This is a genomic window from Streptomyces sp. NBC_01471, assembly GCF_041438865.1.
Classification (GTDB): domain Bacteria; phylum Actinomycetota; class Actinomycetes; order Streptomycetales; family Streptomycetaceae; genus Streptomyces.
Window position 1 is genome coordinate 1,804,308 of record NZ_CP109450.1, and the last position, 13,195, is coordinate 1,817,502.

The 13,195-nt window shown below is 70.2% G+C and carries 12 protein-coding genes, 1 pseudogene and 1 riboswitch; of the genes and pseudogenes, 1 reads left to right on the forward strand and 12 read right to left on the reverse strand.

Annotated elements, in window-relative coordinates; all coding sequences use genetic code 11:
• Window positions 1-89: 89 nt before the first annotated feature.
• The 7 genes from OG285_RS07900 to rpsB form a co-directional block, all read right to left on the reverse strand.
• A complete protein-coding gene (locus tag OG285_RS07900) occupies window positions 90-1,214 on the reverse strand; it encodes a thiamine ABC transporter substrate binding subunit (RefSeq protein ID WP_371790600.1) in 1,125 nt (374 codons plus the stop codon).
• A 72-nt stretch (window positions 1,215-1,286) separates the two neighbouring features.
• A riboswitch (TPP riboswitch) is annotated at window positions 1,287-1,390 on the reverse strand.
• 29 nt (window positions 1,391-1,419) lie between these two features.
• Window positions 1,420-2,526, reverse strand: coding sequence for a 23S rRNA (adenine(2503)-C(2))-methyltransferase RlmN (gene rlmN, locus OG285_RS07905; protein ID WP_356832640.1), 1,107 nt, complete (start codon window positions 2,524-2,526; stop codon window positions 1,420-1,422).
• 112 nt (window positions 2,527-2,638) lie between these two features.
• Complete coding sequence (locus OG285_RS07910) at window positions 2,639-3,739, reverse strand: phosphatidate cytidylyltransferase (protein ID WP_356832682.1); 1,101 nt, start codon at window positions 3,737-3,739, stop codon at window positions 2,639-2,641.
• A complete protein-coding gene (gene frr, locus OG285_RS07915) occupies window positions 3,739-4,296 on the reverse strand; it encodes a ribosome recycling factor (protein WP_164266826.1) in 558 nt (185 codons plus the stop codon). Before frr ends, OG285_RS07910 begins: the two co-directional genes overlap by 1 nt.
• A gap of 172 nt (window positions 4,297-4,468) precedes the next feature.
• Window positions 4,469-5,251: a UMP kinase gene (gene pyrH, locus OG285_RS07920; RefSeq protein ID WP_356832684.1), complete on the reverse strand. Its 783-nt coding sequence runs from the start codon at window positions 5,249-5,251 to the stop codon at window positions 4,469-4,471.
• A gap of 157 nt (window positions 5,252-5,408) precedes the next feature.
• Window positions 5,409-6,245 carry a translation elongation factor Ts gene (gene tsf / locus OG285_RS07925; protein WP_356832686.1) on the reverse strand — a complete coding sequence of 279 codons (837 nt, stop codon included), beginning with the start codon at window positions 6,243-6,245 and terminating at the stop codon, window positions 5,409-5,411.
• A gap of 93 nt (window positions 6,246-6,338) precedes the next feature.
• Entirely contained in the window at window positions 6,339-7,274 is a 936-nt protein-coding gene (rpsB, locus tag OG285_RS07930) for a 30S ribosomal protein S2 (protein WP_328331924.1), read from the reverse strand.
• A 435-nt stretch (window positions 7,275-7,709) separates the two neighbouring features.
• On the opposite strand from rpsB, the pseudogene OG285_RS07935 reads away from it, so the two are divergent.
• Window positions 7,710-8,114 (forward strand): annotated as a pseudogene (locus OG285_RS07935) (peptidoglycan DD-metalloendopeptidase family protein); the annotation flags it as partial.
• A gap of 254 nt (window positions 8,115-8,368) precedes the next feature.
• Here OG285_RS07935 and OG285_RS07940 read toward each other — a convergent pair.
• The 5 genes from OG285_RS07940 to OG285_RS07960 all read right to left on the reverse strand — a co-directional run bounded on the left by OG285_RS07940 (window position 8,369) and on the right by OG285_RS07960 (window position 13,192).
• On the reverse strand, window positions 8,369-8,908 hold the full coding sequence (locus OG285_RS07940; RefSeq protein ID WP_356832792.1) for a helix-turn-helix domain-containing protein: 540 nt from the start codon (window positions 8,906-8,908) through the stop codon (window positions 8,369-8,371).
• Window positions 8,909-8,999: 91 nt separating this feature from the next.
• A complete protein-coding gene (gene whiG / locus OG285_RS07945) occupies window positions 9,000-9,836 on the reverse strand; it encodes an RNA polymerase sigma factor WhiG (RefSeq protein WP_356832688.1) in 837 nt (278 codons plus the stop codon).
• A 208-nt stretch (window positions 9,837-10,044) separates the two neighbouring features.
• Window positions 10,045-11,214: a DNA-processing protein DprA gene (gene dprA, locus OG285_RS07950; protein WP_356832690.1), complete on the reverse strand. Its 1,170-nt coding sequence runs from the start codon at window positions 11,212-11,214 to the stop codon at window positions 10,045-10,047.
• Entirely contained in the window at window positions 11,211-12,833 is a 1,623-nt protein-coding gene (locus OG285_RS07955) for a YifB family Mg chelatase-like AAA ATPase (protein WP_371790601.1), read from the reverse strand. Before OG285_RS07955 ends, dprA begins: the two co-directional genes overlap by 4 nt.
• Window positions 12,833-13,192, reverse strand: a complete 360-nt coding sequence (locus tag OG285_RS07960; RefSeq protein WP_356832694.1) for a YraN family protein — start codon at window positions 13,190-13,192, stop codon at window positions 12,833-12,835. Before OG285_RS07960 ends, OG285_RS07955 begins: the two co-directional genes overlap by 1 nt.
• Window positions 13,193-13,195: the final 3 nt, after the last annotated feature.

Here is a 13,195-nt window from a genome sequence, read left to right on the forward strand (position 1 = left end):
CAGCGCGAGCCGCACCGCCGTCCGCCGCCGGGCCGCCCTGTTCGCTGGCCCCGGCCCGGTCGCGGACGGCCCCTTCCGCGCCGCGGGCTCTACTTCAGGACGATCGAGGACCACGACTTGACCCACTGATCACGGTTCTTGGCGATCGTGCCGGGTGCGACGGTCTCGGGACGGGTGACCTTCGCGCCGAACTTCGTGAACACCGCGGGCTCCTTCGCGCCCTTCACCACGGGGTCCACGAACATGTTGAGCGGCATGTCCTCCTGGAACTTCTTGCTGATCAGGAAGTCGATCAGGGCCTTGCCGCCCTTCTCGTTCTTCGCGCCGTCAAGCAGCCCGGCGAACTCGATCTGCCGGAAGCAGGTGGAGGTGACGACACCGGTGGGGGCGGTCTTCGGCTGCGGCTTGGCGTACAGCACCTCGGCGGGCGGGCTCGACGCGTACGAGACGACGAGCGGCCGGTCGCCCTTGGCCTTCTTGCCGCCGGCCGAACCGGAGAAGTCGTTGTTGTACGCCTGCTCCCAGCCGTCGTCGACCTTGACGCCGTTGGCCTCAAGCTTCTTCCAGTACGCCTGCCAGCCGTCGTTCCCGTACCGGGCGACCGTGCCGAGCATGAAGCCGAGCCCGGGCGACGAGGTGGCGACGTTCTCGGTGACGAGGAGGTTCTTGTACTGCGGCTTGATCAGATCGTCGAAGCTCTTGGGCGGGGCGAGCTTGTGGTCGGCGAAGTACTTCTTGTCGTAGTTGACGCAGAGGTCGCCGCTGTCGATGGGGGTGACCCGGTGCTTCGCCGCATCGAGCTGTACCCCGGAATCGACCTGGTCCAGACCCCTGGCCCGGTACGGCGTGAAGAGGCCGTTGCTGAGTGCCCGCGACAGCAGGGTGTTGTCGACGCCGAAGAAGACGTCGCCGCGCGGGGATCCCTTGCTGAGGATCTCCTGGTTGAGCGCGGCTCCGGCGTCCCCGCTCTTCAGGACGTGGACGGTGTAGCCGGTCTCCTTCGTGAACTCCTTCAGCACGGCGGGGGACGCGGCGAACGAGTCGTGGCTGACCAGCGTGACGACCTTGGAGTTCTTGGCGCCCGAACCGGAGTCGCCGGAGCTTCCGCAGGCAGCGAGCGTCGAGACGCCCAGCGCGGCGGCCAGCGCCGTGACGGTGAGCCTCCTGGTGGTCAGCGTTCTGCCGGACGTGCGCGCTCGCTTGGTGGTACTCACTGATTCCTCCTGGGATGGGGACATCCAGGAAGAGACGCGGCCCTGCCCGCGGAAACGGGCAGGGCTGAACAGCTTGAGTAGTGACCGAACTTCCTACCCGGAATGACCCGGGCAAGGTTCAGAGGGTCTGCGGCGTGCCGCACTCTCAGCGCTGTGGCGCTCCCCTGTCGGAATATGAAAATGTGCGGCCCACGTTACACGGGCCCTACCGCTCCGCGGCCGCCAGCTGCCCGCACGCTCCGTCGATCTCCTGGCCACGGGTGTCCCGTACGGTCACGGGGACACCGTGGGCGGCGATGGCGGCGACGAACGCCTTCTCGTCCTCCGGCCGGGACGCGGTCCACTTGGAGCCCGGTGTCGGGTTGAGCGGGATCAGGTTGACGTGGACCGGCTTGCCCTTGAGGAGCCGTCCGAGCCGGTCGCCCCGCCAGGCGTGGTCGTTGATGTCGCGGATGAGCGCGTACTCGATGGAGACCCGGCGGCCGGACTTCGCGGCGTACTCCCACGCCGCGTCGAGCACCTCGCGGACCTTCCAGCGCGTGTTCACCGGGACGAGGGTGTCGCGCAGCTCGTCGTCGGGCGCGTGCAGCGAGACCGCGAGGCGGCACTTGAAGCCCTCGTCGGCGAAGCGCAGCATCGCCGGCACCAGACCGACCGTGGACACGGTGATCCCGCGCTGCGAGAGCCCGAGACCGTCCGGCTCGGGGTCGGTCAGCCGGCGGATCGAGCCGACCACCCTCTTGTAGTTGGCGAGGGGCTCGCCCATGCCCATGAAGACGATGTTGGAGAGCCGCGCGGGCCCGCCCGGCACCTCACCGTCGCGCAGCGCTCGCATACCGTCGACGATCTGGTGCACGATCTCGGCGGTCGAGAGGTTGCGGTCGAGGCCCGCCTGACCGGTGGCGCAGAAGGGGCAGTTCATACCGCAGCCGGCCTGCGAGGAGATGCACATCGTCACCCGGTCCGGGTAGCGCATCAGCACCGACTCGACGAGCGTGCCGTCGTGCAGCTTCCAGAGCGTCTTACGGGTGGTGTCGTCGTCGCAGCTGATGTGGCGCACGACGCTCATCAGGTCGGGAAGCAGCGCCTCCCGCAGCTTCTCGCGCGAGGCGGCCGGGATGTCGGTCCACTCGGCGGGGTCGTGGGTGTACCGCGCGAAGTAGTGCTGCGACAGCTGCTTGGCGCGGAACGGCTTCTCGCCGGTCTCGGCCACGGCGTCCTTGCGCTCGGCGGGCGTGAGGTCGGCGAGGTGGAGCGGGGGCTTCTTGGCTCCGCGGGGCGCGACGAAAGTGAGTTCTCCGGGCTTAGGCATGGTTCATCCAGTGTCGCAGACAGCGGAGGGAGGGCCCGCCGTCCTGTGGACGACGCCCCTCCCTCCGGTGAAGGCACAGGTCAGAGACGTGGATATACGCCGATCGCCGGTCTCAGGAGCCGACGAAGAGCACCAGCAGCAGCCAGACCACGGGTGCGGTGGGCAGCAGGGAGTCCAGCCGGTCCATGATCCCGCCGTGGCCCGGCAGCAGCGTTCCCATGTCCTTGATCCCGAGATCCCGCTTGATCATGGACTCGCCCAGATCGCCCAGGGTGGCGCTGGCCGCGACGGCGAGGCCGAGCAGCAGACCCTGCCACCACTGCCCGTCGTCGATCAGGAACCGCATGCAGAGGGCGCCCGCCACCATCGCGAAGCTGACCGCGCCGAACAGCCCCTCCCTGGTCTTTCCGGGGCTGATGCGCGGTGCGAGCTTGTGCTTGCCGAAGCGCCAGCCGATCGCGTACGCGCCCGTGTCGCTGACCACGGTCAGGACCAGGAACGTGAGCACCCGCCAGGGGCCGTCGTCGGCCGCCAGCAGCAGCGCCACGAACGTCGCGAGGAACGGCACGTAGAACGCGGCGAACACCCCCGCCGTGACATCCCTCAGATAGCCGTCGGGCGACTCGGTCATCCGCCAGACCAGGACGGCGAGCGCCGTGAGCGCCATGGCGATCCAGGCACCCTCGGCCCCGCGCGCGTACCCGGCGACGACCATGGCGGCGCCGCCCACCGCGAGCGGTACGAGCGGCGCCTTGATGCCCTTGCGCTCGGCGAGCCGCGAGGTGAGTTCCCAGAGGCCGACGACCACCGCGACCGCGATCACGATCACGAACGCGGCCTTCCAGATGAAGAGGGAGGCGACCACCACCACGCCGAGGCCGACACCGACCCCTATCGCCGACCGCAGATCGCGGCCGGCCTTCTTCTTCTCGGGAGGCGGCGGGGCTGGCATGGGCTCCTGCGGCATCTCGTCACGGAACAGGGGGCCACTCGGGCGAGCGGCCCCCCGGTCGTGGTCGGCACGGCTGTGCTGGTCACGACCGCCGTCTTCGGCGTCTCTGCCTGAGTCGGGCACGATGGGCATGGGCCGAGTCTGCTCAACTTCATGCTCGCCGTATGCGGGACCCGCCGGGACAGCGCCCTGGTCGGGGGCGGGTCGCCATTCCCCGACGGAGTGGCCGCTCTGCGGGGCACCCCAGGAAGAGTCGTTCATCAGACCTCGAGCAGCTCGGCTTCCTTGTGCTTGAGCAGCTCGTCCACCTGCGCGACGTACTTCGCGGTGGTGTCGTCGAGCTCCTTCTCGGCGCGGCGGCCCTCGTCCTCGCCGACCTCGCCGTCCTTGATCATCTTGTCGATCGTCTCCTTGGCCTTGCGGCGGACGGAGCGGATCGAGATCTTGGAGTCCTCGGCCTTGGTCCTGGCGACCTTGATGTACTCCTTGCGGCGCTCACCGGTCAGCTCCGGGAACGTCACACGGATGATGTTGCCGTCGTTGCTCGGGTTGACGCCGAGGTCCGAGTCACGGATCGCCTGCTCGATGTTCCGCAGCGAGGTCTTGTCGAACGGGGTCACCACGGCCATCCGGGCCTCCGGCACGGAGAACGAGGCGAGCTGGTTGATCGGGGTCAGCGCGCCGTAGTACTCCGCCACGATCTTGTTGAACATCGCCGGGTGCGCACGGCCGGTGCGGATCGCGGCGAAGTCCTCCTTGGCGACCACGACGGCCTTCTCCATCTTCTCCTCGGCCTCGAGGAGGGTCTCTTCGATCACCACTTGCTCCCGCATGTCTTGAGTGGGCCCGCGTTCTCAGGCCCTGGAGTAAACCCGCGTCTTGCCCTGCACGGTGTCCGACCGGCAGGTTCTTGTCGGTCCTGTTGGCCTCTCGGCCTCGGCCTCGTGACTCGTGGCCCCTCGGCTCTCCCGAACGGCCGTCCCCCGGTTCTCAGGCCCGGGTGCCCTGGTCGTTCACAAGAGTCCCGATCTTCTCACCCTTGACGGCCCGCGCGATATTGCCGGAGGCCAGCAGCTCGAAGACGAGGATCGGCAGACTGTTGTCACGGCAGAGGGTGATGGCGGTCGCGTCGGCGACCTTGAGGTTGCGGTTCAGCACCTCGCTGTACTCCAGCGCGTCGTACTTCACCGCGTCGGGGTTCTTCTTCGGGTCGGAGTCGTAGACCCCGTCCACCCCGTTCTTGCCCATGAGCAGCGCCTCGGCGTCGATCTCCAGGGCACGCTGCGCGGCGGTGGTGTCGGTGGAGAAGTACGGCATGCCCATGCCCGCGCCGAAGATGACGACGCGCCCCTTCTCCAGGTGACGGACGGCGCGCAGCGGAATGTACGGCTCCGCGACCTGCCCCATGGTGATGGCGGTCTGGACGCGGGAGTCGATCCCCTCCTTCTCCAGGAAGTCCTGGAGGGCGAGGCAGTTCATGACCGTACCGAGCATGCCCATGTAGTCGGAGCGGGCCCGGTCCATGCCGCGCTGCTGGAGCTCGGCGCCGCGGAAGAAGTTACCGCCGCCGATGACGACCGCGATCTCGGCGCCGTCACGGACGACCGCCGCGATCTCGCGGGCGATGGCGTGTACGACGTCGGGGTCGACGCCGAGGCCGCCGCCGCCGGCGAACGCCTCACCCGACAGCTTCAGCATGAAGCGGCCGTGCCTCTTGACGTCGCCGGTACTGCCGTCGTCGGGACTGTCGGCGTTTTTGTCGGCCTGTTCCATGGAGATCTCCTCGTGCGCATACGAAGAAGGCCATTGCCGGGGGTCCTTGCGGTTCCCTGTGCGGCAATGGCCTCCTCGTCAGATCTGCGGCCGTCCGGCGCGGACCCGGGCGGCTGCGTCAGACCCTATCGGGGTCTTCGGTGGATCGCGTACAGACTCAGATGCCGACCTTGATGCGCGAGAAGCGCTTCAGGGTGACACCGGCCTCGTCCAGAACCTTCTGGACGGACTTCTTGTTGTCCAGGGCGTACGGCTGGCCCAGGAGGGTGGCGTCCTTGAAGAAGCCGTTGACCCGGCCCTCGACGATCTTCGGGAGCGCGGCCTCGGGCTTGCCCTCGGCGCGCGTGGTCTCCTCGGCGACGCGGCGCTCGGCCTCCACGACCTCGGCCGGGACGTCCTCGCGGTCCAGGTACTTCGGCGCGAAGGCGGCGATGTGCTGCGCGATACCGCGGGCGAGCTCGGCGTCGGCCTTGTCCAGCTCGACCAGGACACCGATCTGCGGGGGCAGGTCGGGCATGGTGCGGTGCATGTACGAGGTCACGTAGCCGCCCGAGAACTGGGCGAAGCGGTCCAGGACGATCTTCTCGCCGAGGTTCGCGTTGGCCTCGTCCACGTACGCCTGGACGGTCTTGCCGGCCTCGATCTCGGACGCGAGGAGCGTCGCGATGTCGGCCGGGGAGGTCGCGGCGACGTGCGCGGCGAGCGCGTTGGCGACAGCCTGGAACTTGTCACCCTTGGCGACGAAGTCCGTCTCGCACTTCAGCTCGACCAGAACACCGGAGGTGTTGTCGTCGGCGATGAGGGAGACGACGGCGCCGTTCTCGGCGGAGCGGCCCTCGCGCTTGGCGACGCCCTTCTGGCCCTTGATACGGAGCGCCTCGACGGCCTTGTCGACACTGCCGTCGGCCTCGTCGAGCGCCTTCTTGCAGTCCATCATGCCGGCGCCGGTGAGCTCGCGGAGCTTCTTGACGTCAGCGGCGGTGTAGTTCGCCATGATCGTGAAATTCTCTCTCGAAGTCTGAAAGATCTTACGGGTGAACGGCGGAGGCCCGGAGGCCTCCGCCGTCAACAACCGAACCGGTGAGGGTCAGGCCTGCTCGGCGTCCGCGGCCGGGGCGGCGGGCGCCTCGGCGGCAGGGGCCTCGGCAGCGGGCGCCTCGGCGGCCGGAGTCTCGGCAGCGGCCTCGGCGTCCGCGACCTTCTCGGTCTCGGCAGAGGTCTGGACGACCTCGGCGCCGTCCTTCTTCTCACCGTCGAGCAGGTCACGCTCCCACTCGGCGAGCGGCTCGGAGGCAGCCTTCTCGCCCGGCTTCTGGTCGCCGGTCGCAGCGCCGGAGCGGGCGATGAGGCCCTCGGCGACGGCGTCGGCGATCACGCGGGTGAGCAGGGTGACGGAGCGGATCGCGTCGTCGTTGCCCGGGATCTTGTAGTCGACCTCGTCGGGGTCGCAGTTGGTGTCGAGGATCGCGACGACCGGGATGTGGAGCTTGCGCGCCTCACCGACGGCGATGTGCTCCTTCTTGGTGTCGACGATCCAGACGGCGCTGGGCACCTTCTGCATCTCGCGGATACCACCGAGGGTCTTCTCCAGCTTGGCCTTCTCGCGCGAGAGGACCAGGAGCTCCTTCTTGGTGAGGCCGGAGGCGGCCACGTCCTCGAAGTCGATCTGCTCAAGCTCCTTCAGACGCTGAAGGCGCTTGTAGACGGTGGAGAAGTTGGTCAGCATGCCGCCGAGCCAACGCTGGTTGACGTAGGGCATGCCCACGCGCGTCGCCTGCTCGGCGATCGCTTCCTGGGCCTGCTTCTTGGTACCCACGAACATGATGGAGCCGCCGTGGGCGACGGTCTCCTTGACGAACTCGTAGGCGCGGTCGATGTACGACAGCGACTGGAGCAGGTCGATGATGTAGATGCCGTTGCGCTCCGTGAAGATGAAGCGCTTCATCTTCGGGTTCCAACGACGGGTCTGGTGACCGAAGTGGACGCCGCTCTCCAGCAGCTCCCGCATCGTGACGACGGCCATGGCCGTACTCCTTGATGTACTCGGTTGTCGCGACCGCAGGATTGCTGTCGCGCCTGACGCCCACACGCGCCGTGCCACAAGGGACCGAGAGGCGCGTCCATCGACCGCTGATGGGGTGATGGGGGGCGTGCGAAGTCGACCCGGTGACCCGGATCGCCACCAGAAGTGTACGGGACCCGGTGGGTGCCGGGTGACGGCGATGTCCACAACCGGCTGGTAGTCCACAGATACCGGCCATGATCCCCGCGAACCCCCGTACTGGGGGACGGTTCCCCCATGTCCCTCATGTACCTGTACGAGAACGCCCGGGGCCGCGATGCCCGCGAACCGGACACCCCTGGCCTGAAGGCATGGTTCGCCCGGTTACTCGTGGCGGTGTGCGCGGTGTGCGCGGTGTGCGCGGTGTGCGCGGTGCTGCCGGCGGCCGTGGCCGCGATGGCCGTCGCCTCCGGGGCCGGGCTCCCTCGCACCGAGCCGCCCGCCCTGTCCGCGAGGGGAGCGGACGCGCCGACGGTGCCGGCGCGCGTACCCGCGCCGGCCGACCGCAGCTGGCCGGTGGCCGGCCGTCCACGGATCGTTCACGGCTGGGACCCGCCCGCCTCTCCATACGGGCCGGGGCACCGCGGGGTCGACCTGGCCTCCGCACCCGGCACACCGGTCCTGGCCGCCGCACCCGGCCGGGTCACGTTCGCGGGCCGGGTGGCCGGGCACGGGGTGCTCACCATCGCGGTGTCGGGCACACCCCTGCGCACGACATACGAACCGGTCCGGGCGCTCGTCGGGACGGGGGACGAGGTGACCGCGGGCCGGCCGGTCGCCGTACGGGAGGACGGGCCGTCCCACTGTCCGTCGGGCTGTCTGCACTGGGGGCTGTTGCGCGGTGACGTCTACCTGGACCCGCTGTCGCTGCTCCCGCCCGGACTGCTGCACCTGGGGCCGTCCAGGCTGCTCCCGGTATTCGGAGTTCCGGAGCCCACAGCGGCACCGGAGATCACAACGGCACCGGGGACGACGGGGGCGACCAGGGCGACAGTGATCACAGGGCTCCACCCCGCGGGACGCACGCACCGGCGGTGCGCACGCACTGGCGGGCGTCAGCCCTGGACGCCGCCCAGGGCCATCGCGACGGCCGCTTCGGCCACCACCGCGGGGTCCTCGGCCGAACCCGTCTCGATGCGCCGCACCGCCGCGTCCACCACTCCCTGGAGCAGCATCGCCGCGAGCCTCGGCTGGTCGTGGTGCAGAGCTTCGAGCGCCTCGACGATCATCGCGATGAGACCGCCGTGCGCGGCACGGATCTTCTCGCGAGCGCCCGCGTCGAGCTCGCCCGCGGAGATGGCCACCACCGCCCGGTGGCGCTGATCGCCGACCAGCGCCAGCTGCTGGCGCACATACGCCTCGACCTTGCCCGCCGGATCAGGGGCCCGCTCCATCGCGGACTCGATCTCCGCGGCCCAGACCGGGAAGTCGACGGCACAGAGCTCTTCCACCACGGCGGCGCGCGAGCGGAAGTACTCGTACACGGAGGAGCGCGCGAGGCCGGTGCGCTCGGCGAGGGCCGGGAAGGTCAGCGCCTCCGTGCCGCCTTCGGAGAGGAGGGTGCGAGCGGCGTCCAGCAGGGCACCGCGCTGCATGGTTCGGTGTTCGGCCACGGAGGCCGCTCGAATCCTGGGCACGGGCCCACTTTACGGAAGCCCCTTCGGCAGGCACGATTCGCCTGCGGAATCAGCGGCCGACGTCCGACAGCTTGGCGCGAAGCTGCAGGACCGATTTGGTGTGGATCTGGCTGACCCGGCTCTCCGTGACCCCGAGGACATGGCCGATCTCAGCCAGCGTGAGGCCCTCGTAGTAGTACAGCGTGACGACGGTCTTCTCCCGGTCGGGGAGCGTGTTGATGGCGCGGGCCAACAGTCTGCGCAGCTCGCGTCCCTCGGCCAGCTCCACCGGGTTGTCCGCGGCGGTGTCCTCCAGGGTGTCCATCAGGCTCAGCCGGTCACCGCCCTCGCCGCCGACGTGCAGCAGCTCGTCCAGGGCCACTACATTCGCCAGCGACAACTGGCTGAAGACCGCGTGCAGTTCCTCGACGGCGATGCCCATCTCGGCCGCGACCTCGGCCTCGGACGGAGTGCGGCGCAGCTGGGCCTCCAGCGTGGCGTAGGCACGCTCGACCGCACGTGCCTTCTGCCGGACCGAGCGGGGAATCCAGTCGAGCGCGCGGAGTTCGTCGATCATCGCCCCGCGGATCCGGGTGATCGCATAGGTCTCGAACTTGATGGACCGCTCGATGTCGAACTTCTCGATGGCGTCGATCAGTCCGAAGACGCCGGAGGACACGAAGTCGGCCTGCTCGACATTGGGCGGCAGCCCCACGCTGACCCGGCCCGCGACGTACTTCACCAGGGGCGAGTAGTGCAGGATCAGCTGCTCGCGCAGCCGTTTGTCGCCCGTCGACTTGTACGACCGCCACAGCTCATCGAGTGATGACGGCGCGGGGGGCCGAATATGGCCACGTGCAGCCGGTGGCGCTGCCGCGCGGTCAGACCCGGACGTGTGCTGGGGCATTCGTTGCCTTGAGCCGTTCTGCTGGGACCTGCGTGGGACTTGTTTTGAGCCGGATTCCTTGTGAGCGTAGCGTGACTGGAGCATCGCAGGGCGCGATGAGTACGTCATAGCACCTGTGTGCCGCGGTCCCGTGGACCGCGTCGGGGAGGTGATGCCGGAAGGCCCCTGCCGAGGCTGCGACATCACCTTTTCACCCGATTGCCCCAGGTCAAGCATCGCCTCGCCGGGTGTCCGCGATCTGTGGCGCCGCCACTGCCAACTGCCATCCTTCACTTCGCCGTTCAACAAACCCCAACGAGTGGAGTTCGTACAGCCTCGCGAGCGCTTCGTCGGCCGTTGTCCCGGCCTCGCGGGCCACATCACGCCCGTCCATCGCGCCACGGCCCGGAAGCGCCTCCAGCACCCGGGCGGCTACCGGTCCGAGGAGGTCCCGCGGCAGGACAGGACCATGTCTGCCGGGTGCCAGATCGCCGATGTCCCCCACCAGCTCGGCGACTTCGGCCGCGTCGGTGACCAGAACACCCCCGCCGCGCAGCAGTTCGTGCACACCGGCTGAGAGCCCGCTGGTGACCGGCCCCGGCACACCCATCGTGTACCGGCCGAGCTTCTGCGCACTGCGCGCGGTGGCCAGTGAGCCGCTGCGGTACTGGGCCTCGACGACCACGGTTCCCCGGGTGAGCGCGGCGATCACGCGGTTGCGGAGGATGAAGCGGCTGGGCGTGGGGTGGGCACCCGGTGGCAACTCACCGATGAGCAGACCCTGTTCCGCGATCCGCCCGATCATCTCGGCGTGACCGCGCGGGTAGACCGTGTCGACACCGCAGGCCAGCACGGCGATGGTGGCGCCGCCGGCGGCGAGCGCACCGCGGTGGGCGGCGCCGTCGACACCGAAGGCAGCTCCCGACACGACGACCCAGCCGAGCTCTGCGAGGCCCGATCCCAGGGCAGCCGCCATGTGCGCCCCGTAAGCCGTACAGGCGCGGGCACCGACCACCGCGACGGAGCGCAGCGCCCATATCCGCAGATGGGGCCGGCCCCGCACCCAGAGCCCGATCGGCCGTGCGTCCCCCAGGTCGTCGAGCTGCGCCGGCCATTCCGGGTCGCCCGGACAGATGAACCGCCCGCCGCCCGCGTCCGCGTCCCGCAGATCCCGCTCGGGCCGCGCCGCGGCCGCCCGCAGCCGGTAGCCGCCGAGCCGCTTGGCGCTCGCCCCGGGGAACGCCGCCTCCCCGCCGTCCGCCATGGTGCGCAGCCGCCGCCACAGCTCCACGGCCCCCAGTTCGCGCAGCAACCGGCCGCCCAGTTCGTCACCCGGCTCGACGATCCGGGTCAGGGCGGCCCGGGCCAGCCGCTCGTCCCCATCGGTGTCCGTACTCATCCGGCGTCCTTCCCTGCGGCGAGCAACGCCCCGCGGTCCACGCCGGTCCGCAGCTGGAGGGCCAGCCCGACGTCCTGGGCGCCCGGCCGGTCGCGGCCCGCCAGGTCGGCGACCGTCCAGGCCACTCTCAGGACCCGGTCGAGACCTCGGGCCGTGAGCAGCCCTCGCTCCATGTCCCGCTCGGCCGCGGCGAGCGCACCCGGCGCGGCCGTCCAGCGGGTCCGCAGCTCGTGGCCCGGCACCTCGCTGTTGGTGCTCCACGGCGTGCCGGCCAGCCGCGCCGCCGCCCGCTCCCGGCCCTCCCGTACCCGAACGGCCACAGCGGCGGACGACTCACCCGCACCGCCCTGCTCCATGAGATCCGAGCGGCGCACCGGCTCCACCTCGACCCTCAGATCCACCCGGTCGAGCAGCGGGCCGGAGAGTCTGGCCTGGTACCGGCGGACCGCCGACGGCGGGCATTCGCACCCCGAGCCGTTCATCGTGTGCCGGCCGCAGGGGCAGGGGTTGGCGGCCAGCACCATCAGGAACCTGGCGGGCAAGCGCACCACCCCGGCGCTGCGCGCGACCACCACGTGCCCGGACTCCAGCGGCTGGCGGAGCGCGTCGAGGACCCGGACGGAGAATTCGGGTGCCTCGTCGAGGAAGAGGACCCCTCGGTGTGCCAGGGACACGGCTCCGGGCCGGGGCAGTCCGTTGCCGCCGCCGACCAGCGACTGCATGGTCGCGGAGTGGTGGGGAGCACAGTACGGCGCGGTCCCGATCAGTGGCTCCCCCGGTGGGAGGATGCCGGCCACCGAGTGGACCGCCGTGACCTCCAGCGACTCGTGCCTGGTCAGCGGCGGCAGGATCGCCGGAAGCCGCTCGGCCAGCATGGTCTTGCCCGCACCGGGAGGCCCGTGCAGCAGCAGATGGTGGGCCCCGGCGGCGGCGACCTCCAGTGCCTTTCTGGCGGTCGGCTGCCCCGCCACGTCCGCGAGATCGGGCCCCGCCCCGGGTCCCGGCCCCGGGGCCAGCCCGGTGCCGGCACCGGCGCCCGGCACCATCAGCCCTGCCAGCATCGAGTCCGGCTGCCCCCGCACCGGAGCCGCCTCGTCGGGGACCGGCTCACCGGTGAGTACGGCGATGAGCTGCCGCAGGCTCCGCACCCCGAGCACCGAGATCCCCGGCACCAGCGACGCCTCCCCCGCGGTCTGCTCCGGGACCACGACCTGGCTGTATCCCGCCTCGGCCGCCGCCAGCACAGCGGGCAGAATGCCACGTACCGGCCTGACCCGGCCGTCGAGCCCCAGCTCACCGATGAGCACCAGATCGGCGATCTCCTTCGGGTCGACGCGCTCGGCCGCCCCCAGGACGGCGCAGGCGACAGCCAGATCGAACCCGCTGCCGCTCTTCGGCACCGACGCCGGACTTAGCCCGACCGTGAGCTTCTTCTGCGGCCACTCGGCGCCCGAGTTCACCACGGCGGCCCTGACCCGGTCCCGGCTCTCGATGAGGCTCTTGTCCGGCAGCCCCACCAGGGTGAAAGCGGCGATGCCCGGTTCGAGATCCGCCTGGACCTCCACCACCACGCCGTCGACCCCGACCAGCGCGACCGAACACGCACGTGCGAAGCCCATCAGGCCACCCCCCGCGCATGCTCCACCACAGGCGCCCCACGCCCGGGCAGCACGACCCCGATCAGATCGATCCGCACCCCGCCGGGCGGCGCCCCGCCGTTCGCCGCGAGCCAGCACTCGGCGAGCCGTCTGAGCCGGTCGGCCTTGACCGGGGTGACCGCGGCCATCGGATGTTCGAAAGAGCCTTCCCTGCGGGTCTTCACCTCGCAGACGACCAGCGCGTCGCCGTCCCGCGCCACGATGTCGATCTCGCCCGACCTGCACCGCCAGTTCCGCTCGACGACGGTCATTCCGGATCCGGCCAGCGTCCTCGCCGCCAGCTCCTCGCCGTACCGCCCGAGTGCCCCCCGTGCGTTCATTCG

What these genes read in the sequence shown, in the direction of transcription:
- rlmN (WP_356832640.1), bottom strand. Translation starts at nt 2,526, where the DNA reads ATGCCTAAGCCCGGAGAACTCACTTTCGTCGCGCCCCGCGGAGCCAAG.
- OG285_RS07940 (WP_356832792.1), bottom strand. Translation starts at nt 8,908, where the DNA reads ATGCAGCGCGGTGCCCTGCTGGACGCCGCTCGCACCCTCCTCTCCGAA.
- rpsB (WP_328331924.1), bottom strand. Translation starts at nt 7,274, where the DNA reads ATGGCCGTCGTCACGATGCGGGAGCTGCTGGAGAGCGGCGTCCACTTC.
- dprA (WP_356832690.1), bottom strand. Translation starts at nt 11,214, where the DNA reads ATGAGTACGGACACCGATGGGGACGAGCGGCTGGCCCGGGCCGCCCTG.
- OG285_RS07960 (WP_356832694.1), bottom strand. Translation starts at nt 13,192, where the DNA reads ATGAACGCACGGGGGGCACTCGGGCGGTACGGCGAGGAGCTGGCGGCG.
- pyrH (WP_356832684.1), bottom strand. Translation starts at nt 5,251, where the DNA reads ATGGAACAGGCCGACAAAAACGCCGACAGTCCCGACGACGGCAGTACC.
- whiG (WP_356832688.1), bottom strand. Translation starts at nt 9,836, where the DNA reads ATGCCCCAGCACACGTCCGGGTCTGACCGCGCGGCAGCGCCACCGGCT.
- tsf (WP_356832686.1), bottom strand. Translation starts at nt 6,245, where the DNA reads ATGGCGAACTACACCGCCGCTGACGTCAAGAAGCTCCGCGAGCTCACC.
- OG285_RS07910 (WP_356832682.1), bottom strand. Translation starts at nt 3,739, where the DNA reads ATGAACGACTCTTCCTGGGGTGCCCCGCAGAGCGGCCACTCCGTCGGG.
- OG285_RS07955 (WP_371790601.1), bottom strand. Translation starts at nt 12,833, where the DNA reads ATGGGCTTCGCACGTGCGTGTTCGGTCGCGCTGGTCGGGGTCGACGGC.